21 protein-coding genes and 1 riboswitch are annotated in these 24163 nt (G+C 43.1%); of the genes, 13 read left to right on the plus strand and 8 right to left on the minus strand.

Annotation, left to right across the window (positions count from 1 at the left end; translation table 11 throughout):
• Nucleotides 1-357: 357 nt before the first annotated feature.
• Nucleotides 358-948 carry a DUF4251 domain-containing protein gene (locus GJU82_RS02205; RefSeq protein ID WP_153630655.1) on the minus strand — a complete coding sequence of 197 codons (591 nt, stop codon included), beginning with the start codon at nucleotides 946-948 and terminating at the stop codon, nucleotides 358-360.
• A 346-nt stretch (nucleotides 949-1294) separates the two neighbouring features.
• Between GJU82_RS02205 and GJU82_RS02210 the strand changes: the two genes are divergently transcribed.
• From GJU82_RS02210 to GJU82_RS02220, 3 genes are all read left to right on the plus strand, one after another.
• Nucleotides 1295-2164: a phosphatase PAP2 family protein gene (locus GJU82_RS02210; protein WP_228488530.1), complete on the plus strand. Its 870-nt coding sequence runs from the start codon at nucleotides 1295-1297 to the stop codon at nucleotides 2162-2164.
• Nucleotides 2165-2227: 63 nt separating this feature from the next.
• Nucleotides 2228-2986, plus strand: a complete 759-nt coding sequence (locus tag GJU82_RS02215; protein ID WP_153630656.1) for a glycosyltransferase — start codon at nucleotides 2228-2230, stop codon at nucleotides 2984-2986.
• Entirely contained in the window at nucleotides 2970-4397 is a 1428-nt protein-coding gene (locus GJU82_RS02220; RefSeq protein WP_153630657.1) for a glycosyltransferase family 39 protein, read from the plus strand. Before GJU82_RS02215 ends, GJU82_RS02220 begins: the two co-directional genes overlap by 17 nt.
• 83 nt (nucleotides 4398-4480) lie before the next feature.
• Here the strand turns inward: GJU82_RS02220 and GJU82_RS02225 are convergent, their stop codons facing one another.
• The 4 genes from GJU82_RS02225 to GJU82_RS02240 form a co-directional block, all read right to left on the minus strand.
• On the minus strand, nucleotides 4481-5557 hold the full coding sequence (locus GJU82_RS02225; RefSeq protein ID WP_153630658.1) for a YncE family protein: 1077 nt from the start codon (nucleotides 5555-5557) through the stop codon (nucleotides 4481-4483).
• Nucleotides 5558-5570: 13 nt separating this feature from the next.
• The gene (locus GJU82_RS02230; protein ID WP_153630659.1) at nucleotides 5571-7631 is read right to left on the minus strand and encodes a TonB-dependent siderophore receptor; all 2061 of its coding nucleotides are present in this window, start codon (nucleotides 7629-7631) and stop codon (nucleotides 5571-5573) included.
• Nucleotides 7621-8754, minus strand: coding sequence for a PKD-like domain-containing protein (locus tag GJU82_RS02235; protein ID WP_153630660.1), 1134 nt, complete (start codon nucleotides 8752-8754; stop codon nucleotides 7621-7623). Before GJU82_RS02235 ends, GJU82_RS02230 begins: the two co-directional genes overlap by 11 nt.
• A 96-nt stretch (nucleotides 8755-8850) precedes the next feature.
• Nucleotides 8851-9054: riboswitch (cobalamin riboswitch) on the minus strand.
• 63 nt (nucleotides 9055-9117) lie between these two features.
• Nucleotides 9118-10677, minus strand: coding sequence for an ATP-binding protein (locus tag GJU82_RS02240; RefSeq protein WP_153630661.1), 1560 nt, complete (start codon nucleotides 10675-10677; stop codon nucleotides 9118-9120).
• Nucleotides 10678-10827: 150 nt separating this feature from the next.
• Between GJU82_RS02240 and GJU82_RS02245 the strand changes: the two genes are divergently transcribed.
• From GJU82_RS02245 to GJU82_RS02260, 4 genes are read left to right on the plus strand one after another with little or no spacing between them, the layout of a single operon-like run.
• Complete coding sequence (locus GJU82_RS02245; RefSeq protein WP_153630662.1) at nucleotides 10828-13200, plus strand: hypothetical protein; 2373 nt, start codon at nucleotides 10828-10830, stop codon at nucleotides 13198-13200.
• 37 nt (nucleotides 13201-13237) lie between these two features.
• Nucleotides 13238-14338: a hypothetical protein gene (locus tag GJU82_RS02250; protein WP_153630663.1), complete on the plus strand. Its 1101-nt coding sequence runs from the start codon at nucleotides 13238-13240 to the stop codon at nucleotides 14336-14338.
• Between the two features lie 53 nt (nucleotides 14339-14391).
• The gene (locus tag GJU82_RS02255) at nucleotides 14392-15777 is read left to right on the plus strand and encodes a hypothetical protein (RefSeq protein WP_153630664.1); all 1386 of its coding nucleotides are present in this window, start codon (nucleotides 14392-14394) and stop codon (nucleotides 15775-15777) included.
• Between the two features lie 10 nt (nucleotides 15778-15787).
• Complete coding sequence (locus GJU82_RS02260) at nucleotides 15788-17095, plus strand: glycosyltransferase (protein WP_153630665.1); 1308 nt, start codon at nucleotides 15788-15790, stop codon at nucleotides 17093-17095.
• On the opposite strand, the gene GJU82_RS02265 is transcribed toward GJU82_RS02260, so the two are convergent.
• From GJU82_RS02265 to GJU82_RS02275, 3 genes are all read right to left on the minus strand, one after another.
• Nucleotides 17096-18190 carry a response regulator gene (locus GJU82_RS02265; protein ID WP_153630666.1) on the minus strand — a complete coding sequence of 365 codons (1095 nt, stop codon included), beginning with the start codon at nucleotides 18188-18190 and terminating at the stop codon, nucleotides 17096-17098.
• Between the two features lie 279 nt (nucleotides 18191-18469).
• Nucleotides 18470-19300, minus strand: coding sequence for an SMP-30/gluconolactonase/LRE family protein (locus GJU82_RS02270; RefSeq protein ID WP_153630667.1), 831 nt, complete (start codon nucleotides 19298-19300; stop codon nucleotides 18470-18472).
• 132 nt (nucleotides 19301-19432) lie between these two features.
• Nucleotides 19433-20248, minus strand: coding sequence for a CPBP family intramembrane glutamic endopeptidase (locus tag GJU82_RS02275; protein ID WP_153630668.1), 816 nt, complete (start codon nucleotides 20246-20248; stop codon nucleotides 19433-19435).
• A gap of 337 nt (nucleotides 20249-20585) precedes the next feature.
• Between GJU82_RS02275 and rpmB the strand changes: the two genes are divergently transcribed.
• The 6 genes from rpmB to GJU82_RS02305 all read left to right on the plus strand — a co-directional run bounded on the left by rpmB (nucleotide 20586) and on the right by GJU82_RS02305 (nucleotide 24153).
• Nucleotides 20586-20828 (plus strand): 50S ribosomal protein L28, encoded by a 243-nt coding sequence (gene rpmB / locus GJU82_RS02280; protein WP_153630669.1) that lies wholly within the window; start codon nucleotides 20586-20588, stop codon nucleotides 20826-20828.
• A 15-nt stretch (nucleotides 20829-20843) separates the two neighbouring features.
• Nucleotides 20844-21026 carry a 50S ribosomal protein L33 gene (gene rpmG, locus GJU82_RS02285; protein WP_106542190.1) on the plus strand — a complete coding sequence of 61 codons (183 nt, stop codon included), beginning with the start codon at nucleotides 20844-20846 and terminating at the stop codon, nucleotides 21024-21026.
• Nucleotides 21027-21034: 8 nt separating this feature from the next.
• A complete protein-coding gene (locus tag GJU82_RS02290; protein ID WP_153630670.1) occupies nucleotides 21035-21187 on the plus strand; it encodes a DUF4295 domain-containing protein in 153 nt (50 codons plus the stop codon).
• Nucleotides 21188-21323: 136 nt separating this feature from the next.
• A complete protein-coding gene (gene ftsY / locus GJU82_RS02295) occupies nucleotides 21324-22271 on the plus strand; it encodes a signal recognition particle-docking protein FtsY (RefSeq protein WP_153630671.1) in 948 nt (315 codons plus the stop codon).
• An 89-nt stretch (nucleotides 22272-22360) separates the two neighbouring features.
• On the plus strand, nucleotides 22361-23656 hold the full coding sequence (gene rimO, locus GJU82_RS02300) for a 30S ribosomal protein S12 methylthiotransferase RimO (protein WP_153630672.1): 1296 nt from the start codon (nucleotides 22361-22363) through the stop codon (nucleotides 23654-23656).
• A 218-nt stretch (nucleotides 23657-23874) separates the two neighbouring features.
• Nucleotides 23875-24153, plus strand: coding sequence for a YtxH domain-containing protein (locus tag GJU82_RS02305; protein WP_153630673.1), 279 nt, complete (start codon nucleotides 23875-23877; stop codon nucleotides 24151-24153).
• Nucleotides 24154-24163: the final 10 nt, after the last annotated feature.

Genomic DNA, 24163 nt, shown 5'->3' on the forward strand with positions numbered 1-24163 from the left:
TTAGAACAAAACTCAGACCATGATTTACTCTCTCCTAATTAGATGAGTAATATGGGGCAATTATTTATTTTCTGAATTTGTTGTGTTTTAAGGAGGTTCACCACTTTTAGATAAGTGAGTACCCGAAATGAGGATTAATATTTTTTAACCATAGGGTTGGTAGGGTTAGGATTTTTTACAGATTGCTGCCGGAAGGGATGCCGGGTTTTGTAGCCCATCCTTTATGTTAAGAAGTTCGAGTTCGTAAATTTTGATGTTTGTTGTCTATTCCAGTTATTGAAAGGATGCTAATACACTTTTCTGACAAAACAAAAGCGGGGTTTCTGCCTCGCTTTCATTAATGCTGATTTTTAATAATTAGAAATCCATTCCACTTCTGTAAACTGTCGAATCGCTCGCTGGTACCAGTTGTCCGGCAAATTCGAGTTGGGCACCACTGGTAATTGCATTTACCTGGGCGCTCGCGTAATTATCTCCATTTCCTAGCCTGACGATGATATCAGCAGTTAGTGCATTGCCAATTACGGACATTTGGTAGTATACGTCCCCATTTTTATCCGTGCTCATTTTGATTTGAGTAGGCTTGCCTTTCAGCGTAATTCCTCCCATTCCGTTTGGACCATTGTGTCCGGCAAAGGCTAATTGCATATAGGCTGTACCATTTTGTAGTTCGACAAAATTTGTGTTACTATCAACAGGTATGGTGTTTCCCCATTTGGTAATTAACCGATTGGATTCCAATACCCAATTGCCATCTTTCAATGCAGCTTTTGCACTCTGAAACATATACTGGTCAGCGGCAATTCGTTCTTTTTTCCGTAGTTCTCTTCTTGCTTTCCGCGACAGGTTCTTTTCAACGTTAGTATGCGTATCCTGTGCATAGCTTTGTGTCATGACTCCAAGTCCGAGCATGATACTCATCATCATAATAATTGCTTTAGTTTTCATGACGTCAATTTTTTATATTAGACAATCCTGTTGTTTCTTCTCTCGTAAATTGTAATCAATATTTGTTGTTTACGGTTGATACAAAACTTACACCATGAATGCTTATCATTTTTGGGTATAAGAGCCGATTATCCTAATTTTCGGTGTGTAATACGTTGTGCTTAATTGTGTTGTATGTATGTGTTGGTCTTAGGAGTGGTGGAGAGAGTATTAATAATTTTTAACCGTTTCCTAATTTTTTGGTCGGATTTTTTTAACGTTCTTTAGCCAACTGGAAAATTTGTCGCGACTTTGTAATCTGTCAATTGACAGTTCCGGTAATCGGATTAAAATGAATTATATGAAGATGGCTAATCGATTTTTGTTGTTTGTTTTTCTGACGATGATGATGGGAAATGCCCGTGCAGCCACGGAATTTCACATGCAGAAGGGGGAGGGTAGCAAAATCATCACTGAAAATGTTGGTGTATCCGGTAATACCAACTCTTTGTTGACAACGCAAACCGATGTTTATGGTTACTGGCAGCAGAAGATGCAAAAAGACAGTCTTCAGCAAGAGCCCGGAAATAAAACGTGTCCTGTCTTTGTTCGAAAAGCCATTCTTCCTACCGGGTTAATAGCGGCAGGATTGATTACCATGGCTGTTCCAAGTCATACCGCATTAAGTAAATACACCATTCATGATACCATGCATGGATGGAATCCTAATTTTCATACAACGGCTGACAATTATCTGCAATATGCGCCGGCAGTGATAACGCTGGGCCTTAGTGCCGCTGGTTTAAAAGGCCGCAACGATTTGCTTAACCAGAGTTTAATTCTCGCCAAGTCTGAATTGTTGATGACGTTGGTGGTTCAGGGAATCAAACGAACCTCTAAAGTAGAGCGTCCTTATGGAGGAGTATTCACATCCTTTCCGTCTGGTCATACTGCCCAGGCATTCCTCTCGGCCACTTTCCTGGCCAAAGAATACGGTCATATTTCCCCGTGGATTAGTGTGGGAGGTTATGTTACTGCTGCCGGCGTTGGCGTCCTGCGCATGATGAACAATAAGCACTGGATTTCGGACGTACTGGCCGGGGCTGGTATCGGAATTCTCTCGGTGGAGTTTGTATACCTCACACATCAACACCGCTGGGGAAAGAAAAGTAACCTGGTGTTTGCTCCGACGATGTATCACAAAGGAGGCGGTGTTGCGCTTGCTTATACATTTTAAAGAGATTGAGGAATCAGATTTAATATTATTGAACTAACCAAATAAATGCCTTGACGGGTTCTTATGGAAGAAATAAAAAAGAATACCCTAATAATAGTAGTTCCTTGCTTCAATGAATCACAAAGGATTCCTACAAATGAATTTATCAGTTTTTTAAAAAAAGACAATCATACAAAGATTGTATTTTCTGATGACGGTTCTACGGACAATACAATTCAAGTTCTTAAGGAAATTCAAAACTCAAACAAGGACAAAGTGTTTATTGTCTCATTAAATCAAAACCAAGGTAAGGCTGAGGCTGTTAGGGAAGGTGTTTTGTTTTGTTTTAGAAATGATTTGGATTTTGATAGCATCGCATATCTTGATGCTGATCTTTCAACCTCTCTGGAGGAATGTCTGTTCATCAGCAATGAAATAAATGAAAATATCCTATTTTCATTTGGGTCAAGAATTTTAAAAATAGATACCAATATTGAGCGAAAGTTGTTTCGGCACCTGACCGGACGAATAATTGCTACCATAATTTCTGAGATGCTGAGAATTACAGTCTACGATACGCAATGTGGTTGTAAGGTCTTTAAGCAAAGCCTGGCAAAGGAAGTATTCAGAGAGAAATTCATTTCCAAATGGTTATTTGATGTGGAAATATTTTATCGAATAATCCATCTATACGATAGAGTAAAAATCCAAAACATTTCAAAGGAGATTCCTTTGAAATCATGGATAGCGGGAGCTGAGTCAAAGGTGAAGATTACTTATTTTTTTCGGATGTGGTTTGATTTGTTTTTCATTTACAGAAAATATAATGGGAAGAAAAATTAGCATTATTAAGAATTCAAATTTTTATGCCTTTGGTGTTCTTGGCTTAATCGTTTTAAGAGCTGTCTCGAACTGGATTATTCCGCTAATGGATAAAACAGAAGCCAGATATGCTGAAATTGCAAGAATAATGGTGGACTCAAATAATTGGGTAACTCCTCAAATTGATTATGGGGTTCCTTTTTGGGCTAAACCACCATTGTCTACATGGCTTTCCGCGATTAGTATGAAAATTTTTGGTATTAACGAGTTTGCCGTAAGGCTGCCATCCCTGATATTGAGTATCGTAATCGTAATTTTAGTAGGTCAATTTGCAAAACAAAAGAAATTACCATTTTTCTTACCCGGTTTTATTCTTTTAACGATTCCTGAATTTTTATTACATGCAGGAGTAGTTTCCACTGATGTTTCTCTGGCTTTTTGTGTAACTATTATGATGCTTTCCTTTTGGATTACCATGAACCAGGAAAAACCATCATATTGGCGTTACCTCTTTTTTGTGGCAATGGGTTTTGGTTTTTTAGCCAAAGGTCCAATTGTCCTGATACTTACCATGCCCCCAATTATTCTTTGGGTGCTACTGTTTAATGAGTATCGCAGTGGAATAAAGAAATTTCCCTGGATATTAGGCGCTCTTATTGCCTTAGCAATAGCAGTTCCATGGTATTATTTGGCAGAGTTAAGAACCAAAGGATTTCTTGATTATTTTATCGTAGGAGAACATTTTAAACGATTTTTTGATTCCAGCTGGAAAGGCGACAAATATGGTTTTCCAAAGACACAACCTTTCGGAATTATTTGGGTCTTTCTGTTCATTTTTAGCCTTCCGTGGATACAACTAGTATTTTTTAAACTTTGGAAATTCAGGGCAAATTTAAGTAAGGATAAATGGCTGGTTTTTTTGTTGTTTTGGCTATTGTGGACTCCTTTCTTTTTCACATTCTCAAAAAGTCTTATTCATACTTATATACTTCCTGTAATGGTGCCTGTTGCCTTGCTGGTTGTTCATTTTTGGGATAGTGATAGTATTAAGCGTCAAAGAATGATGGTTATTACAAGCTTAATTGTGCCATTTTTAGTTATTGTTACTCTTCTAATTGGGCTTGTAAACAATAATTTAGAGCAATACAGCAATACCGATAAATTTTTACTCAAAGGGCAAGTGCAGAATTCAGATGTAAACCTTTACTATTTCGGTAAAAAAAGTTATTCGAGCCAGTTTTACAGTCATGGAAAAATAAAGAGTGTTTCTTTTGATGAATTAAGTGGAAAATTAAAGACGGATCACCCATTCGAAATTATTATTCCGGATAAATTTTTGACGAAAGTTAAAGAGTCTGATCTGAAAAAGCTTAGGGTCGTAAAGTCCAATGCCAAAAAGCATTTATATATTTACGAAGAGGGAAATGATTAAAATTATAAATTCTCCTCGGGGAGTAAAGCTGGTTTAAATTACATCGTTCTTCTTTTGGGCCTCAAAGTCGTTGTTAAATAGTTCTATTTGAAACAAAAGGCTCCTGGAATGATTCCTGTTTTAAGTGTATCAATAGGAACTCCTTTGGCGGTTAACCGGTACACCAACCCACGTTGCAGGTAATCGATGGCATCGCTCACATAGATGTCCGAGTTGTCCGGGTCGACCCCGAGGCTGTAGTAGATGGTCCCGGGGTTTTTTAATACCGGCGCCGCCGGAAGCTGTGATGCGGTGACGGGCATTTGCCACACATCGTTATTGATGAAATACAACGTGTCGCGTGTGGCGTTGATGGTCAAATCCGAAGCAATATTTTCGGAGCTAAGCGCGAACGACTTTTCAATTTGCCCGGTTTCCGGATTAACCTGCTGCAACTTGGCCTGGTGACTACCGGATGTTGTCCCTCCGTAATTCCCGTCACACAAAACCCAGAGCTGGTTGTTTTTATCTTTCACTAGTCCTTTGGGTTGCGTACCCACCTTAATTTCTCCGGTCACGGTATCGTTTCCGGTATCGATTTTCAAAATGGTATTATCCGCCGACCAGCAGGTGACATAAAGCGTGGCACCAACCTGTACCATTTGCTCGGTCGAGGTATGACCGGGCGTGGGTATGGTCCCGGTTACCCGGAAGGTGGCCGGATTGAAAATAGTAATTGCGGAAGCATACAAATCGGTCGCGTAGGCTTTTTCATAATTAACAAAATGGATGTAGCGCGGTGAAGTTAGGCCGGTGATTTTCCCGGAATATTCCCCCGTTTTGGTATTGATGACATAGATTTTCCCCGAATTGTTGATAGCAATGTATCCCAGCGAATCGAGAATACTCATCGATTGGCCCACGTCGCCCAGGGGAAGGCCGTTTGTGGCGTAAAACAGGTTGTTGATGGTTTGGCCGGTGGCTTTATCGTAAAAGGAGAGGGTAGCATTCCCCGACATGAAATTCCCTTCGTTGACAATGAATACCCCGAAGTTGGAAAGCAACTGGCCGGATTGGCCCTGCCGGTGTGCACCTATCCAGGCATTGTCGTTCATGCATCCCGAAAGTAGAGTACTTAGCAGGAAAATTGCAGCGGATATATGGAGGAAATTTCTCTTCATTTTTTCATTGGATTTAAAAGTCAAACCGAACCAACAGCGTGTAATTCCGGCGTGGCATGGGGCGTTGCAACACGGTGCGGTACTCTTCGTTGAGCAGGTTAAAGATTTTCAATTCCACCCCCAACCGGTACGTTTTCCAGTGCCAGTCTTTGCCGGCAAACAGGTCGTTCATGAAATAAGGATAGAGGTAATCGAGTGAGGTGGTTTTTTCGTTGCTGGTGGTCGTGTAGCGTTCGCTGTAGTAATTCCACTGGTAGGTAATGTGGTATCCCTTCCGGGAAAGATTTACCGACAGGTTGGCCGAATGCTGCGGAATAAATGGTAACTGTTTGCCAATCGACTCGTCGGCCCAGTTCACCGGCTCATCACGGTTGATGGAGCGGGTGTAAGCATAATTCCCGTTGAAGTGCCAGTGCCATAGCCCTTTTTCTCCTTCCAGCGAAAGCTGGTATTCCAGGCCACTGGCATCTACTTTCTTCATGTTCGATGGCTCCCAGTAACCTTTGTTGGTGGGCAGCCAGATGATCCAGTTGTCGATTTTCGACGTATAGGCGCTTAACGCCGTGTATAGACGGATATGCACCAAGTTTTCTTCGTAAGTGAATCCCAAATCGCCGGTGTAACCTTCCTCCGGTTTCAGGTCGGGGTTTCCTCCGGGGATGTAGTACAAGTCGTTCAGCGAAGGCTGGTGATAATTGCGGGACACATTTCCTTTCAGGTAGAGGTTTTTATTCGCCAGTAGTTTGTATTCCATCCCAATTAAAGGCATAATCGGGGCGGCTTTGCTGTCATATAAATCCTGCCTTAACAGGAAGGTGGAAGTGAACCGCTCCCCGAGTTTCTTGCTGAACTGCACATGGGCCGAACTTTCGAGCCGCGATTGTCGATAACCATAGTCTGAAGCCAGTGGGGCATAATTTTGGGAGTTGACCTCATGCCGGTCGACATCAATTCCGGCTGAGGCCGAAAAATCCTGGCTTTCCCGGTAGGTGAACAATACCTTGTTGAACCAGCTCTTGGCATTCGACCAAGAATCGACAATGACCTGCCCCGATGTTCCGTTGACGTTGGCTTTGAGCCAGTAGTTCATCTTGTCGAAGTTAACGCCACTGCTTACTTTCAAGGTGGTTTTGGCACCGTAGTGATTCCATTCGGCGACCACACGGTGAATCTGGTCGGTTTGCCGGTTAACGCCTCCGTCGCCTGAGGTTTCGTTGGTCATCAGCTGCGGAATGCTGCGCGAATTGTGCTGGTACCAGTAATGGCCCGAAATAATATCCTTGTCATCCGGGCGGTAATAAATTTCCTGCAATACGCCGTAATTGCGGTAATCGGCGTTTTTGTTTCGCTCTTCGGGGTAAATGTACTTTCCCGTTTCCGGGTCGATGCCAGCAATGAATTTATTTCGGTAAGGAAAATCGTTGGCCGACTGGCTGAGAAAGGCTTTGGTTTTGAATTGTATTTTCCGGTTTCCGGTTTTCACCTGGAAGAATTCGTCGTACGATTGATAGCTGCCGATACCGGAGAGGACGCTTCCCGAAAAACGGTTGTTCCAGTCGACATTGCTTTGCAGATCGATGGTGCCGCCCAGCGCTCCGCTCTTTTCGGTGAGCGAGCCCGAACCGTGCAGAATACTGACCTTGTCGATGAAATAAACCGGGATGGTGGAAAAATCGACCATTCCCAACATGGGTGAGTTCAGGTTGATACCGTTCCATTCCACCTGTGTATGCGATGGTGCGGTTCCCCGGAAGGAAGCGGTGGCCAGTGCTCCGCGCCCGTAGGTCTTAATGAATATGGGTGTATTTTCGGAGATGAGCTCCGAAAGGGTTGCATTCATGGCTGTTATCATGGCCACCGAATCGACGTCCGAGCGAATTAATCCCGCTTCCTCCTTTTTCTGGAGATGCTTGCTAATGACGGTGACCTCTTTTATTTTCAGGGTATCCGACAGTGACTGTGCCCGCAGCTCCAGACAGAAAGGAATGAGTAGCAGCAACACGATGGGCAGGCGCTTCATAAAACCGTTGCAAATACGAGTTGCCTGTACGTCTGGCTCCGACTTAGTTTGCATTGTCCAGCATATTCAGGTCGGCAGCGCCACTCACTTCGGTTGAAACCTCGTTCAGCCATCCGGAAATTTGGAACACACTGCTCTGCACTTTTATGAAATCGATGCCATCGAGGTTGGCCGGCGGGCCATCGGCGTTCACAGCATTCGATATGTCAAAACGGTTTGCTTTCAGACTGGTATCGTAATCCTGATTGTTGTAAGTTTCGGCATATCCCCAGGCAAACAAGCCATCGCCTAATGCCCAGTTTTCTGTACTATCGTTGGTACTGGTATTCACATAAGCATCGGGAAGCCGTTCGCCATTAAAATTTACTTCGGTTTTATCGCCGTAACCTGCCCACCACCAACTATCGGTACCGTAATTGGGAACCAGTTCGCCCGTGTTGCCCTGGTTGTCTTCCCAGGTTACATTGCCACCGTTTGCGGGCTTGTAATAGGTTACTTCGTAGTTGTGGACCGTTTCTGCATTGTCATATTCGCTGCCTTTCAACTGAAGCCAATTGCCATCATCGGGCTTTCCATTTCCATTGGTGTCCTTCATCACGTAAACCACACCCGGCTCGGAGGAAGCACCCGGTTGCGCATAAACGGCAAAATCGTAGCCATCGCGGTTTTTTACCTTATGGTCGAAACCGGCAACGATGTATCCGCCCCAACCTCCGAGATGCACAAAACTTTTACCATCGGCCCAGGGGCTGCCAACCAAATTGTTGCTTTCGCTGGTTGTTAAAATGGAGGCGTGCTGCCCCGGACCGTATTGGTATTCGAACACTTTTGTGATATAAGGAGACGAGGTAACTGTTACCTTGAACTGAGTTGAGGCGGCCCCCTGTGCCGTAGCCACATTTAATCCGATCTGATAAACGCCCGGAACATCAGAGCTGAAATTGTAGGTTTGTTCCTGAGATACCACCTGCCCGTTGCTGGTCCAGCGATAAGATGCACCATCGGCATTACTGGCTTGTGCCACCAGCGAAAGTTGATCTCCAGCTGCTACCTCGTATCCCTGACTGGGAATATCCATGGTAATTTCAGGTAGAAGCGGGGAGTTGTTTTTGCTGCAGGAGATCAAAAAGAGCAGCCCTGCAAACAGGGTGTAGCTGAGTGAAATTCTTTTTTTCATTATACTTAAAATCAATTGTTTGGCATTGAATAATTGATTCTAAGCTAAGGGGAAGAAAAACAAACTTGCGATGGCTGTTTTCACGCTTTTGATCCCGAAAGCTTAAACCAACCTGGCAGGTCTTCTGACTTATTCCGATTTTCGGTTACCTTCCCGTTTAAAAAACAGTGGTTTGTTAACCGAAAACTTACTATTCTGCCAAAAGCAGAATCGGAAATTACAGCAGCGGGTACTGTTCCGGATTCTCACCGGATTCCCTTTTCATCCCCCAATACGGGAACCAAGTTGTCGCAAAATTAGCAAATATTTTGGATGGTTGGAAGTGGAGCAAGCGGATTGTTTTTCACATTTGATTTTGATAACTCAATTAGCTTCCTGTACCGGAAACTCAACAGTGAAGATGGAACCTTTCCCCGGTTCACTTTCTACATTGATTTTTCCTTGTAACAAATTCACCGACTGCCGCGCAATGGCCAGTCCTACTCCCGAACCTTCAATGTTCTCAGTGGCTTTAGCGCGATAAAAGTATTCAAATAGTTTTTCCTGGTCCTCTTTTGAAATGCCAACTCCCTGGTCACGAACAGAAATCGTTAAATTGCCATTAGCATAACCGGCAGTTAATTCAACGGTTGTTCCCTTATCGGAATACTTAATGGCATTGGATATAAAATTACCGGCAATTTCCCGCACCAGTTTCTGATCCAGCAACAATTCTCGGGGGAGTGAATTGTGCGTAAATACCAATTGGTGGTGTTTGCCCACTCCCGATTGATAAAATTGCAGCATCTTGTCCAGAAATGCAACTGTTTGCGTTGGCTCGGGATGAATTTCATTCAACGTTTCGTATTCACGGAATTTGAGGATATCGGAGAGATGGCTGCTCAGCAGGTTAACCGAGTCCTTTATCAAAGAAAAGTGACGCAGTGACTTGGCCCGTAGTTTGTCGTTGTCCAAATATCGTTCGAGTAATTCGGCCGAACTGAAAATGGTGGTTAACGGCGTTTTGAACTCGTGTGAAATCGTGGTAACAATTTTCGCACGAAACTCGTTGATCTCTTTTTCTTTTTCCAGTGCTTTCTCTAGTAGAATATTTTTTTCCTTCAATTGTTCGGTACGCTTCGCTACCTTCACTTCCAGAATCCGATTCATATTTTTCAGCTCATTTTCAGCCTTTTTGATAAGAGAAATGTCACGAAAGGAGAAAATGTAGCCGCGAAATTCGTTATTATTATCGCGAATCGGGGCCAGGCTGTATGAAATTGGAAGGTGCGTTTTATCCTCACGAATGAGAACTGCTTCCTTGTAAATAGTCTCTCCCAATCCGGATTTTTCATCTCCTTCCGGGAAAAGTGGTTTCCCTTTTTCGTCCTCCAGATTGAGTGCTTTCCGGAAATTGATGTTTTGAACTTCTTCTAATTGAAGACCAGTTAGCTTTTCCGCTGCAGCGTTGAAAAAAATAATGTTTCCATCCTGGCCGGTTGAAATAACACCATCGGCTATGCTCTTCATGGTAACCGACAGTAATTCTTCATTTTCCCGGAGCTTTTCCGTCATGGTATGGCGGAAGATGGCCATTTCCAGCACCATAATCAGGTTGTCGGCCTGGAAAGGTTTGATGATATAGCCGGTGGGATTGGTTTTTAGTGCACGGGAGAAGGTCCGCTGGTCGTCGTCACCGGTGATGTAAACAACCGGAATATTTAATTTCTGTTGGATTAATGTCCCTGCTTCGATGCCGTCCAATTTACCAGGCATCTGGATGTCCATAAAAATGATATCAGGATGCGCTTCTGACGCAATTTTTATGCCCTCTTCGCCGTTATTGGCTATAGAAAGAACAATGTAATCGTTCTGGCGTAGAATGTTTTGTAAAAGTCGTGCCGAAATTATATCATCATCAACGATAAGAATTGAGTGCCGCATATCTTTTACTTTATTATTTTTCCGTAAATTTAACTAGCGATTTGCAAGTTGTTGATTTCTCAGAAAACATAACCAAAGCTAAAAATATACACTTTGATTAACCTTATGAGCATCCCCTTTAAAAACATTAACCCATTAACATTATTGTGTTTGTTTGCTTGTTTTTCTCTTCCTTCTGCCGGACAAACAAGTGCTTCTGGTCCAACTGGGCCCAATATTGTTCCCATTGGAAAGGGTTTCCCGGGTTATACCAAAATTGTTTCGTACGTCGACTCGATGCTGACTTTGCATTACCGGTTAGGTGATGTCTATTCCGAAGCTTTCGATACAAGTCAGGTCAACGACCTTTATTCTGTCCGTTTTTTATCCGACAGCCTTAAAGAGGGATTTGATTCATTCTACAACTACCGGATTAAGCGATTGAAACGCGACTATGGTTTAAGGATTGCCGGATATTACAACTATAATTTCAAGCCGGGATTTGCTGACGAAGAGGATGTGTATTACAGGCAACGGGCCTACATCGGACTCGACTGGAATTTGTTAGGTAACAGTGGCTTGTTTGGAAATCAGCTGAAGGCGAAGGAGCTGGAATCTGCGTTGCAGGTGGATCAGCTTAATCGTTCACAACAAACTGCCCGCAACAACTTTTTGTATCGGTACAATTACCTCATTTATGTTTTCAACAGCGAAAAATTGCAACTGGTTGCCAACCGTCTTGATCTTCTTCAGGGACTCGAAAAAATTTATCATGAGCTTTTCTATATCCGGCGGGTTAGCTGGGAAGATGTTTTGAAAGTGAAAGGACTGGAATCGCAAATGAAGTCAATACAACGTAGCTACAACGATTATAATTATCAGTTGGACCACCAGTTGCCTGCTTACGGCGAACTGCCTGCAGAAAAGGATAGTCTTCCTTTTCTGGATGTCGATCCGGCGAAGATGATGGTATTGTACGAGACTCATTCGGTTGACAGTTTAAAAAATGCCGTTTACTTAGCTAACATCCGCGAAAAATACCGGAGCCTGGAAGGATGGATTGTGCGTCCTTTTATCCGTTATAACTTCCAGCAAGGTGTAAATGACAGTTGGCGTAAGTATGGTTCAGCAGGTGTCTCGGCGGCTATTCCTTTGCGCTTTGGGCCATCACGTGACCGTGTTGCTGAAGCAGAAGAAATACTTTATGAATCAAAGGAAAAGGATCAGATTTCTCAGCGGAAGCTGGATTTGTTCAATTACTTCTACGATCATCAATATAAAAAATACCAGTTGCTGGAATTCTATTTCAAACGTGCGCAGATAGACGAACGTATCCGAAAACAACAGGTGTTTCTCCAGCTGAAAAACCCGGCATTCAGTCCGGTTCAGTTGTTGGTGGATATCGATCAAAAACTGGCTGTCGAAACAGAGCTGGTTGATCTGAAGAAGGAAATGTATCTCGATATCCTGAAGATTCAGTCAGTGTTGAACGATGTACCGGTTACCTTGTTTACCCAACCGATGGAAATGAATGAATATGTTAAACGGTTTCCCGGAAAGCGGGCTGTTTATATTTGGTCGAATACATTCTGCCGGAAGGATATTCATACGTTGATTGCCGATTTGGATATGAATGAAACACGTGAAGTGCTTCTTTCTCCGGGTCAACCATGTGCTACCGGAAAGTTAACGGCGTTTCTGAATCAAACAAAGGCAGCAGGAATTGAGGTGTATGATTTGATTGGAAACAACCAACTGATTTTTGATTCGACTGAAGAAATTAACCAACGGCTGCAGGAGGCTGTTGACAAAGGCTTCAGCGGAATTCATCTGGATGTGGAGCCACAGGCCTTACCGGAATGGGATTCGCTAAAGGAGGAATATCTGGCTAAATTGGTTGAACTTTATTCAAAAGCTCATGCATTTGCTGTTTCGCATAACCTGAAATTTTGCGTTTCTATACCAGTATTTTTCCCGGAAAACTACGTGCAAGAGATTTACCGTAACAGCGATCAGGTTTTTCTGATGGCATACGGTTCCAATAAGCCTTCAACCATTATCCGGCGCATTTCCGGGGAAGTAGCGATCGATCCGCAGAAAACGGTGTTGGCTGTAAGTCCTACTGATTTCGTTACACGTCTTCAGATGGAATCAGTTATTGAAAAAGTGCTCGATTCTACCGGGATCAGAAAAGTTGCGATTCACGACTTAAAATCGCTACACATGATGGATAAAGTACAATCGTTGGGCGATACTTCCGTTTTAAAAGCGCATTTGGCACTCAATAAGCCTCAGGTAAAAGCAGTGTATCATTTGCAGGTGGCCGCATCGAAGTATTGGCTTGATCCGGCTGAAATAAAGAAAAAATTGGATATTGATGAAAATCTGATCGTTGTTCATAAGGACGGGTACTACAAATACTGTATCCGAACTTTTGACAGTCTGAAAGACGGCCTCGAAGTAATGAAGCAGTTTCGCGGGGCACCCCGCTTTTCAGGAGTTTTTCTTTTGAGGACAGACATGGAAGAACCATCTGTGAATTGAATTGAAGAATCTTGTTTACTAACTAATCTGTAGCGTATTGAAACCATTTCGATATAATAAAAACGAAAAAGTAATCAGGGGTTATAAAGAAGAACCTCTGCCGAAGCGCCGTGTTAACTGGGATCGGATTATTTATCTGATCGTTTTCTTTATTATCCTGGCCAGTTTGGTGATTTACATTTTTCGCCGAACCTATTTTGTCTCTTCTTACGGAGAAGTTATTACCAGCAAGTTCGAAGTGAAATTCTCGGATGATGTGAAGATAATTAAATACCTGGTCAGCGAGAATGATCTGGTCGAACCAGGAGACACCCTCTTGATTGTGCGTCCGGAGATTTCTCCCAAGGATACGCTGGGGTTGATTACAAGCCAACGCGATGAGCGAAACACTGACTGGATAGAGCGTGAGAAAATTACAACTCAGAAAAATATCAGCCTGAAGAAAATTGAGTTGGAGGGTAGCAACGCTGAATATGCCCGCCGCGAAGGGCAATTACAAGCGCAACGCGATGAAGTTTATCTCGGCCTGTCTAATGCAAGTGTTTTAACCACTACCAATGAGAATCTGCAAAGTCTGAAGTCGGATGAGAAAATGCTTCGGGAGGAGATCCGATATCTGAACACCTATTTGATTCGCCTTAGAGAAATGGAAAGGAAAAGGAGTGCCGTTTCCAGTCAGACGGTAGTTGTTCCACAAAGCGTTGCCTACATTTCACCGGTGGGAGGAATTGTTAGTCAGATATTGTCACGTGAAAATGAGGTGAATTATCGACAGGAAGTGGCAATGGAGCTTATCAATTTGAATAAGGTGTATATCATGGCGTACCTCGGGCAGGAGTATTTTCAATACTTCAGTGCAGGAGATACAGTTGGTGTGAAATTTAGTAATGGCATGAAAAGCCTGGGGGTAATTAACAACATTTATATGAATACAGCTGAGTTACCCAGTGAATTCCATAAAACCTATCAAAAAACACCACGGACCGTTTTGGCCCGAATCATCCCCGTCAATGCTGAAAATGATTGCGATTGGAAGCCTTATTATAAAATGGGAGTTACCATATATCGTCCTAAAATGTTTTACCATTGGTGGTTGAATTACAGAGAGAAGCACGTTGATGATGATTCATCGAATTAACCGGAAAATCACAAACTAATTAGCGGGCAGTAGTCTATTTAAAACGAATGCTTATGATTCCCGGAGGAAAAAAAATACAGAATGCAGGTGGTTTCGAAATCTTTTTGATTGCGGATTACCAGGATCAGGATATCCGGAATTTTGCGCTGGCCGATGCATTAGTTCTCGACTGGCAGCAACCGGACCATACTACGGCGTTATTAAAGAAAATTCGATCTTCATTCATCGAATCTATTTATCTGTTGCCGGTATTTATTTTTAATGCTGACGGTATCGTAGGAGACACGGAAAGAGCGCTCTCCGACGGTGAATTGTCCGTAGTGCAGGAAGAACCTATCGTGAAAGTCATCCGACAGGTGAAAAAGAGGAGAGAGGATTTTACGCCGCATGAAACGAATAGTTCTGAAAACCGGATACTCACGAAACTATTCCGGTATATGTATACAAGGGACAAGGCGTTGAGCCCGGAAGTGGATGTAATGGCTCACATGGGCTATGAATATCCACTTATCAGGCTTCATTACCCGGCAGGAGAATCGATGGAGATGCTGAAGATTCTCAGGAGAGGCACAGATAACGACTTTTTTCAGGGTACGTTTGTCGACAAGACCCATATTTGTCCGAGTTGTCATTCGGGCCACCTGAATTTGCGAGAGGTTTGTACCCAATGTGCTTCGGCTCATATCTCATCAGAGAATCTGATTCATCACTTTGTTTGTGCCTATATGGGACCGGAGGGTGATTTTATGACGAAACAAGGATTGGTTTGCCCAAAATGTAACAGGCAGCTCAGGCATATTGGAGTCGATTACGATAAACCATCGGTTATCTATCGTTGTCACGATTGTCGTCATGAATTCCAGGAACCGGATATTACAGCTTTGTGTTTGAATTGTAAAACCCTAACGCCGGTAGAAAATCTTAAGGAAATCGTACTTGATAAATACGTGCTGACTGATTTGGGCCGTGATGCTGCCCGTACTGGAATTAAAGTGGAAGGTGAGGAGCGTGAGTTCACGATTCCCGGATTTGTAAATTTTGGAACGTTTTTAACTTTTCTCCGGTTTGAAATAGAGCGCATTAAGGTTTCGGGTAAAGAGAGCCAGATGGGAAGTGTCAGCTTGAATCTTCCGGCCCGTTTGCGTTCCAATCGACAGCAATTTGAACGGGTGGTGCTCGATATTAGCGATTTTATCAGGAATAATACCGATTCCAGTGACATTTTATCCTTTGCCAGCGATAATACTTTCTTCATGATTTTCCCTGAAAAGGGTGATACGGCTGTAGCGACAATGCTGAATGATTTCAGAAATTCCATTGAAAAATTGCTGGTCAATACGTTTGAGAATGAACCGGAATGGAACCTGACAGCTCAGTTTGAAACATTGAATGCTGATACTGAATACACGGCACTGATTAACCAGGTAAAAACCATCTAACCCTGTTTAAATGATTGAATTCTGGCAATGGTTTTTCGACTTTTGGCTGAATGTTTCCCCCGAACGGATCGTCAGGCTTTTCTGGTATTTCTTCTTACTGGAGGTACCCAGATATTTGCTGTTCGACCTGGTTGTGGTGATACTTTTCATGTTGAAACGGTTGTGGAATTCATCATCTTATCAGGCGGCCAACAGTCAATTGTTTGTTGAAAATCCTTTGATTTCCATCATTGTGCCCGCGAAAAATGAAGGAAAACACATCCCAAAGCTGGTGGAGAGCCTGACAGAACAGACTTACCAAAATTATCAGCTCATTATCATCGATGATGGCTCCGACGATAATACGCCTCTAATTTGCCGCAAACTGGAGCAGGAAGGAAAGATTGACCTGTTTCTCAGAAATGAAGAGCGAGGGGGGAAAGCCAGCGCAGCCAACCTGGGGTTGCGTTTTGCCAAAGGAAAATATATTGTTCACCTTGATGCCGACACCTCTTTTGATCGCGATGCGATAGAGAAGATATTGACACCGTTCTACACTGATCCGGATATAGGTGCGGTGGGAGGAAACGTAAAAGTAAGGAATGCAAAAGAAGCTGTGATTGCCGGATTTCAGGCAGTTGAATATCTGCAGACGATCACCATGGGGCGTATGGTCGCGTCGTATCTGGGTATTTACAAAATTGTTTCCGGGGCGTTTGGTGCTTTTCGTAAAGATTTGCTCGATCGCGTTGGCGGTTGGGATATTGGTCCGGGCCTCGATGGTGATATCACGGTTAAAATCAGGAAGATGGGGTATCGGATTGTTTTTGAGCCGCGCTCCGTTTCTTTGACAAATGTCCCAACGTCAATAAAGAAACTCACGAACCAACGGTTTCGCTGGTCCCGTTCTTTGATCCGGTTCCGCCTGAGGAAACACGCCGATATTTTTGTTCCCGATCAGAACTTCCAGTTTAGCAATTTTTTCTCCAGTCTCGAAAACTTGTTTTACAATGTTGTTTTGGATGCACTTTGGTTTTACTATGTTATTCGGTTGGTTGTTCAGAATCCTGATATCATTTTCCTGATGATAGTGATGAAGATGTTCCTTTACGGGATGAGTAATTTTGTTCAGGTGATTCTGGTGTGCCTGATGTCAGAAAGAGGCCGTCAGGAGATTAAGCTGTTGATGTATATTCCGTTCATGTCCATTTACGATGGTTACTACCTTCGTATTGTCCGAACAGTTGCTTATTTCCGGGAGTGGCTTACATCTTCGTCTTATAATGATGCATGGAATCCGAGTAAATCCTCGGTACAGGCTAAAGAGCACCGCCTCTGATTAAATCAGGGGCAGGCTTATTTTTATAATGGTTCCCTGGTTGGGTGCAGAGTTGATCTTAAACGTACCGTCGAATAATTCAATGACCTGCTTGGCATTGTGTAACCCCAATCCTAATCCACTTTCACTACTTTCACGTTGTTCGTAACCTACAAAAGCACCGGCTTTCAGAATTTGTTCATCACTCATTCCAATTCCTTCATCTTCGATGGAAAGACGGTATGTACTGTCGTCCGTCGTGGCCACCAGTTTGACATCGGTTTTGCGGGTCGAGAATTTAAATGCATTTTCGACTAGTTCGCCAACAGCCATCTCCATTAGGTCTCTTGGAATCCGCACTTCTGCATCGACAAGGGCCAGACGAAGATCGCTCTCGCGTTTTGCTTCTTTGGCAACCGATTGTGCCGTTTGTTCAACTATTTCATAAACATTTTGAGTCGCTGAATCCTTAAGTGTTTTCAGTTCTTCCGGTTTGTTTGATAAAGCTTCGAGACGGTAGAATACCAACGTTTTGGAAACCGTTTTACGCAGTTTAATTCCGGCTTTCAGTATCATGTTGACAAAGTCGACAATCTCCTGTTTTTCCATGTTAGGATATCCGGTGGCAATCAATTCCGAAAATCCAACGATTGCTTTCATTGGATCCTGAAGTTCGGAAGCGAAGGGTAATCCGATACGATTGGTCAGGTTTTTTACTGCTTCGTCAGCTTTTTTCTTCATTGAACCGATGCGATCCAGACGCGTATTTACAGCATCCAGAAGCTGTTCAATGGTAAATGGTTTGGGAATATAATCATCAGCTCCCAGCAACATACCTTCGCGGATATTCCCTACAGCACTTTTTGCCGTGAGAAAAATGAACGGAGTTGTAGCAGTAATTTCATTCTCCCGAAGTCTTCTGATTACTTCATATCCGTCCATTCCGGGCATCATAATATCGCAAAGAATTAAATCGGGTTGAATTTTGCGGGCCATTTCCACGCCAATTTCACCGTTCTCTGCGGTATGTGGTTCGAAATTCTCGGTTTCCAGTATTTCGGCAATATTTTCGCGTACGTTTTCGGTATCCTCAATAATCAAAATTTTTGCTTTCATCTGCGTTGTATTTGTTTTTTATCGCCAGTTGTAACTCCTGAAATCAGTTCTCAAGGTGTTGCATTGGGGGAAGTTAAGTTTGATGTTTTTTATAACACTAAGTGATTTAGTTGATTAAGGCTTTCGTATTCCAAACGACAAAATAGCGATTTTATTGGAAATACATCCATGGAAAATTCGCTGTTTCTTTACTTTATCATCAGGGTAATCATTAACGTAAAACAACCACTTCATCGCGGGCAAACGGGATGAAGTTTTTCAAACATAAGGGTAGATGAATTACAGTTTGACTTTATATGCCATCACCCGATTATCCGCAAACGTTGGAACCAACAAAACGTTCTTCGAAGGTATAAATTCAATATCGGCTGCATTGATGTTTTTGTCGGTAGTGTCGAATAAGACAGATTGACCTGTTGCCGAAACCACCTGGACTTTTCCTTTCCAGTCCGAGACAATGTACTTGCCATTTCCAACCGCTTTTAAGCCGTCAATCCCTCCTGACAGTGATACCAGTTTTTCTACCTTGCCGCGAACCGGGTCGGCAGAAAAGATGCCGTTATTTGTTCCAATTAGTAAATGTCCTTTTTCGTATAATAGCCCATTCGGATTGGAAAGAGGGGCCAATTTTCCCCAGATTCCAAAAACACCATTCTCTAATTTGTAAATTCTGCCTGTCCCGGAATCGGAAACATAGATTATCCCGTTTTTGCTGACTGCAACGTCGTTCATAAATTGTGCTTTGGGGGCATCATAAAATTTAACTTCCCGGGGATTCGTCAGCGATATTTCGGCGAGCCGATCGATATCGGAAACATACAGTTTATTTTGATAGATGGCCATTCCTTTTGGGGCATTCAGACCCGTGGCAAATTTCAAATCGATAACCTTGCCGTTAGGGGAAAGCTTGGAAATAAAGCCTTTGCTATTTTTCCCGGTAGGATTTCCATTAACATTTGAAACAAACAGGCAATTCTGGCCGGCATCGTACATCACCGATTCAGGTACTTTTAATACGCTGTCAGTTTGCCACAATGGACTAGCAATTTGTGCATTTGATGTGGCTGCTGCCAGCAGTAGGATGAGCAAGAATCCAAGGTGTGATTTCATCGTTTTATAATTTAGTTTTACTGATTTCAGTGGAATTATTTTGATGTAGTTTCTTAATATTGGCCTAATGATTACCGATCGTACTATTGACAGGATGATCTAAGATACGGTAGCTTTTAGTAAAAGAAAAACTTAAGCTACAGGCTTCTTTCTGGTGAACGTTGCCAGGAACGTAACTACCATACCGAAAAGGAACAACAGAACTACCGCCGGAATATTTAGCTTGTAATCAGGGAGAACAACGCCCGCCTTATGCAGTTTTGTCAGATAGTAAACCGTTAAAAAAACCAGGCCGTTGTGCATAGCATGCCCCGTAATGGCAGCCAGTATTGAGCCGGTCCGTATGCGCACCCAGCCCAGAATGAGGCCGAGTAAAAATGTTGCTGGAAACTGCCAGGGATTGAGGTGAAAAAGGGCAAAAAGCAATGCCGTATAAAATATGGCCAGGAACTTTGGGTAGTTCCGAATGAAACCCCGCATGATAAGCCCCCTGAAAATTAGTTCTTCAACGATGGGTGCAATGATGACTGCCCGGATAATTCCACCCCATACCCCCAGGTCGGAGTCGAAGAGCCGCGAAAACATCTCGATAAACCATCCCGGCGGTGGAAGTAACGTTTCGAAAGCAGCATTGATTTTCCCCAGCGAAATCTGGAGTGCCGCCAGCATCAGTAATAGTCCGGGAATGACAAAAATATTGAAAAGCCTAAACGGAAAAACGCTGCCAATTTTTAGTCCGGTCTTTCGGTATCCCCAATATAAAATGAAAAGCGTTGAGCCAAAGAAAACCGGGACCTTTACCCAAGGTTCATACAGCCAGTCGGTACCGTGATAATAATCGTATAGGGCAAGAGGAAAATCAACAAGAGTCTGTATAAATGTATACAGTACAACTAGGTGGACTGCCGCCCAAAAAGTGGGGTAGTATCGCGTTTGTCTTTTGCTCAAACTCGGGAGAATTATGATTGAATATAACTAAAAAAGTATGATCTGATGTGCTTAACCCAAAAAAGGAGGGGCCTTTTGGCTTCCTCCTTATAAAACAGTGATTTCATAGTTAAGTTTAGACGTTCTTTTTCGCCAGGTAAAAGTCCACCATTTCGCAGTCCGATTTTTCGTACATTATTGGTTCCTGAAACCATTGCAAGTGGTCGTTTCGGAGAATTTGTTTTCTTTTTGAAAACCGGAAGTAAAAAATCAGATAACAGTTTGATATTTTAATCAAAAAGTAGTTACTTTGCGAACTGTTTGAAAAATGTAACGGACGGAAGTAAAAAATACTGAAATGTCAAGAGTTTGTCAGATAACCGGAAAAAAGGTGATGGTAGGGAACAATGTTTCTCACTCAAACCGCAGAACTAAGAGAAAGTTCCAGGTGAACCTCTTCCACAGGCGGTTTTACCTTCCCGAGGATGATCGTTGGATTAACCTGAATGTTTCTGCCGCCGGGTTGCGTGTCATCAATAAAAAAGGATTGAATGCTGCCCTGAAGGATGCGAAAGCAAAAGGTTATATTGATAACATCTAAAAAGGAGCTTGAAAAATGGCAAAGAAAGGTAATCGTGTACAGGTAATTCTGGAGTGCACCGAGCATAAAGAAAGTGGAATGCCAGGGACTTCCCGCTATATTTCCACCAAAAACCGGAAAAATACTCCGGATCGTCTGGAGTTGAAAAAATACAACCCGATTCTTAAACGTGTAACCGTTCACCGGGAAATAAAATAATTTGAATCATGGCTAAGAAAGCAGTTGCAACACTTCAGAAAGGTGCCGGAAAAGCATATTCGAAAGTAATCAAAATGGTGAAATCGGAAAAAACCGGTTCTTACACATTCGTTGAGGAAATGGTTCCCAACGATATGGTTAATGACTACTTCAAAAAGTAAATCATATTTCCGTACTCAAAAAGAAAGCTTTCGTCAATCGCTGATGAAGGCTTTCTTTTTTTATATCCAGCAGTAAATTTGAACCGGGGCTTTTTAACGGCAATTTTGTATCTTCGCCCTGCAATAATCTGATGCCATGGGGATATTTAATTTTACCAGGAATAAGAAGGAGAACCTGGATAAAGGTTTGGCTAAAACCAAAGAGAGTGTCTTTTCCAAACTCTCGCGTGCCGTGGTTGGCAAATCGAAGGTTGATGACGAAGTTCTTGATAACCTTGAGGAAGCATTAATTACTTCCGATGTAGGCGTAGACACCACATTGAAGATTATCGAGCGCATCGAGGAACGTGTTTCGAAAGATAAATACCTCGGCGTGGATGAATTGAATATTATCCTGAGGGAAGAAATTGCCGCCTTGCTCGAAGAGAACAATTCGACCGATGTATCCGATTTTGAATTGCCCGATCGTCCGGAACCTTACGTGATAATGGTCGTCGGGGTGAATGGAGTAGGGAAGACAACTACCATCGGGAAACTGGCTCATAAGTTTAAAACTGCCGGGAAAAAAGTTTACCTGGGCGCTGCTGATACCTTTCGTGCTGCGGCTATTGACCAGTTGCAGATTTGGGCTGACCGGGTTGACGTTCCGCTGATAAAACAAAAAATGGGCTCCGATCCGGCTTCTGTTGCTTACGATACGCTTCAGTCGGCCAAAACCAATGGAGCCGATGTGGTAATTATCGATACCGCCGGACGTTTGCACAACAAGATTAACCTGATGAATGAGCTTTCGAAAATCAAGAATGTGATGCGGAAGGTGTATCCGGGTGCCCCCGATGAAGTATTGCTCATCCTTGATGGTTCAACCGGACAGAATGCCTTTGAACAGGCCAGGCAGTTTACCAAGGCTACCGAAGTAACCGCTATGGCCTTAACCAAACTGGATGGTACAGCTAAAGGTGGAGTTGTGATTGGTATTTCTGATCAGTTTAAAATTCCGGTGAAGTACATTGGTATTGGTGAAGGAATAGAAGATTTGCAGATATTTAACCGAACTGAATTTGTTGATTCGTTGTTTAGCTAACGGGTTCGGTAAATCGATAGCTTGTGGGATGCCGTTTGTGCATCCTTTTTTGTATATGCCGGAAAACATCCGGTAAACAGGATATAGTAATGAAGAAAAAAGTGAATGTGGTAACCATGGGATGCTCGAAAAACCTGGTCGATTCAGAATTGTTTTTGAGCCAGCTCCAGCACAATGGGTATGATGTAGTGCATGACTCGAATGATACCGATGCCCGGATTGTGGCGGTCAATACGTGCGGATTCATTCTGGATGCGAAAGAGGAATCAGTGGAAGCAATCATGAACTTTGTCGACGCCAAGAATAAAGGTATGGTCGATAAAATCTTTGTTTTCGGTTGTTTGTCGGCCCGCTATCGCGATGAATTGGTTGCCGAAATTCCTGAGGTGGATGGGTTTTATGGAAAGTTCGAGGTGAAGAAAATGATTACCGATTTGAAGGCCAACTACTACATGAGCCTCAGTAATGAGCGTTACTTAACAACGCCGTCTCATTATGCTTTTCTGAAAATATCGGAAGGTTGCGACCGGACTTGCTCTTATTGTGCCATTCCGCGCATGACCGGAAAACATATTTCCAAACCGATGGAGGACATCATTGAGGAGGCAACGTTGCTGGCGGGGAAAGGTGTAAAAGAGTTGCTGATTATTGCACAGGATTTATCCTTTTACGGTATGGACCGGTACAAAAAAAGTATGCTGGATGAGTTGCTCAATAAGCTGGCCGATATTCCGGGAATCGAATGGATCAAGCTACATTATGCTTATCCGGCCGGTTTCCCGCACAAGATTCTGCCGGTAATCAGCGAGCGGAAAAATATTGCGCGGTATCTCGATATCGCTTTACAACATTCGAGTAACCGGATGCTGAAGATTATGCGCCGGAATATTACCCGGGAAAAGACCATCGAATTGTTGGACCGTATCCGAAAAGAAGTTCCCGGAATCCATCTTCGTACAACCATGCTGGTTGGGCATCCCGGCGAAACGAAAGAGGATTTTGAAGATCTGAAAGCGTTTGTAAGGGACATGCGTTTTGAACGGTTGGGGGTTTTCCCTTATTCATTTGAAGAAGATACTTATGCCGGCGAAAATTACCAGGACGATGTTCCCCGGGAGGTGAAAGAGGCACGTGCCGCTGAACTAATGGAAATTCAGCAGCAAATCGCGGCAGAAATTACGGCTGAAAAAACCGGAACAGAAATGAAGGTTCTCATCGACCGAAAAGAAGAAGACTTTTATGTTGGCCGTACCGAATTTGACTCACCCGAAGTGGATGGTGAAGTGTACATCGATAGCCAGGGGAAAGAACTGGAAGTTGGAACCTTTTGTCAGGTGGAAATTACCCATACCAACGATTATGATTTATACGGAGTATCAAAATAAGGGCCAAATTGACAAGAGGTGTCCGAAAAGTTGAATTGAAAAAAGTGCCCACTTTCAAATTGAAAGTAATCTTGGATTTACCCCTCCTCCCCACGTCCATCGGTCCCTCCCTGAAGGTGAGGCTTAAAGCCCCCTTCACTGGATTTAGGCTTCTTCAGTAAACATATTTGTCTTCAAGCTGTTGTCTTTAGTAAGTTAATCACTAAAAATTTGAGGCTATGAACAAATATGGTTATGGAATTCTCGGAACATTTGTGGTTGGAGCAGTCGTCGGAGCGTCCCTGGGACTACTGTTCGCACCGCAGAAAGGCGAAGACACCCGCAAGTGGATTGGCGATAAACTGGGTGAGCTTGAAGGCGAAGTTGAAGCTATGGGCAAGAAACTAAAAACACAGGAATCAAAAACTGAAGAGGTATTAAACAAGAAAATTCAGGATCTGGAGAAGCAGCTGAGTGACTTGCTGAAGAAGTCTAAAACAGCAAGTGAAGCCAAGTAAGTATCTGCAG

Source organism: Prolixibacter sp. SD074 (genome assembly GCF_009617895.1).
Lineage (GTDB): Bacteria > Bacteroidota > Bacteroidia > Bacteroidales > Prolixibacteraceae > Prolixibacter.

What these genes read in the sequence shown, in the direction of transcription:
- GJU82_RS02205 (WP_153630655.1), bottom strand. Translation starts at nt 948, where the DNA reads ATGAAAACTAAAGCAATTATTATGATGATGAGTATCATGCTCGGACTT.
- GJU82_RS02210 (WP_228488530.1), top strand. Translation starts at nt 1,295, where the DNA reads ATGGCTAATCGATTTTTGTTGTTTGTTTTTCTGACGATGATGATGGGA.
- GJU82_RS02215 (WP_153630656.1), top strand. Translation starts at nt 2,228, where the DNA reads ATGGAAGAAATAAAAAAGAATACCCTAATAATAGTAGTTCCTTGCTTC.
- GJU82_RS02220 (WP_153630657.1), top strand. Translation starts at nt 2,970, where the DNA reads ATGGGAAGAAAAATTAGCATTATTAAGAATTCAAATTTTTATGCCTTT.
- GJU82_RS02225 (WP_153630658.1), bottom strand. Translation starts at nt 5,557, where the DNA reads ATGAAGAGAAATTTCCTCCATATATCCGCTGCAATTTTCCTGCTAAGT.
- GJU82_RS02230 (WP_153630659.1), bottom strand. Translation starts at nt 7,631, where the DNA reads ATGCAAACTAAGTCGGAGCCAGACGTACAGGCAACTCGTATTTGCAAC.
- GJU82_RS02235 (WP_153630660.1), bottom strand. Translation starts at nt 8,754, where the DNA reads ATGAAAAAAAGAATTTCACTCAGCTACACCCTGTTTGCAGGGCTGCTC.
- GJU82_RS02240 (WP_153630661.1), bottom strand. Translation starts at nt 10,677, where the DNA reads ATGCGGCACTCAATTCTTATCGTTGATGATGATATAATTTCGGCACGA.
- GJU82_RS02255 (WP_153630664.1), top strand. Translation starts at nt 14,392, where the DNA reads ATGATTCCCGGAGGAAAAAAAATACAGAATGCAGGTGGTTTCGAAATC.
- GJU82_RS02260 (WP_153630665.1), top strand. Translation starts at nt 15,788, where the DNA reads ATGATTGAATTCTGGCAATGGTTTTTCGACTTTTGGCTGAATGTTTCC.
- GJU82_RS02265 (WP_153630666.1), bottom strand. Translation starts at nt 18,190, where the DNA reads ATGAAAGCAAAAATTTTGATTATTGAGGATACCGAAAACGTACGCGAA.
- GJU82_RS02270 (WP_153630667.1), bottom strand. Translation starts at nt 19,300, where the DNA reads ATGAAATCACACCTTGGATTCTTGCTCATCCTACTGCTGGCAGCAGCC.
- rpmB (WP_153630669.1), top strand. Translation starts at nt 20,586, where the DNA reads ATGTCAAGAGTTTGTCAGATAACCGGAAAAAAGGTGATGGTAGGGAAC.
- rpmG (WP_106542190.1), top strand. Translation starts at nt 20,844, where the DNA reads ATGGCAAAGAAAGGTAATCGTGTACAGGTAATTCTGGAGTGCACCGAG.
- GJU82_RS02290 (WP_153630670.1), top strand. Translation starts at nt 21,035, where the DNA reads ATGGCTAAGAAAGCAGTTGCAACACTTCAGAAAGGTGCCGGAAAAGCA.
- ftsY (WP_153630671.1), top strand. Translation starts at nt 21,324, where the DNA reads ATGGGGATATTTAATTTTACCAGGAATAAGAAGGAGAACCTGGATAAA.
- rimO (WP_153630672.1), top strand. Translation starts at nt 22,361, where the DNA reads ATGAAGAAAAAAGTGAATGTGGTAACCATGGGATGCTCGAAAAACCTG.
- GJU82_RS02305 (WP_153630673.1), top strand. Translation starts at nt 23,875, where the DNA reads ATGAACAAATATGGTTATGGAATTCTCGGAACATTTGTGGTTGGAGCA.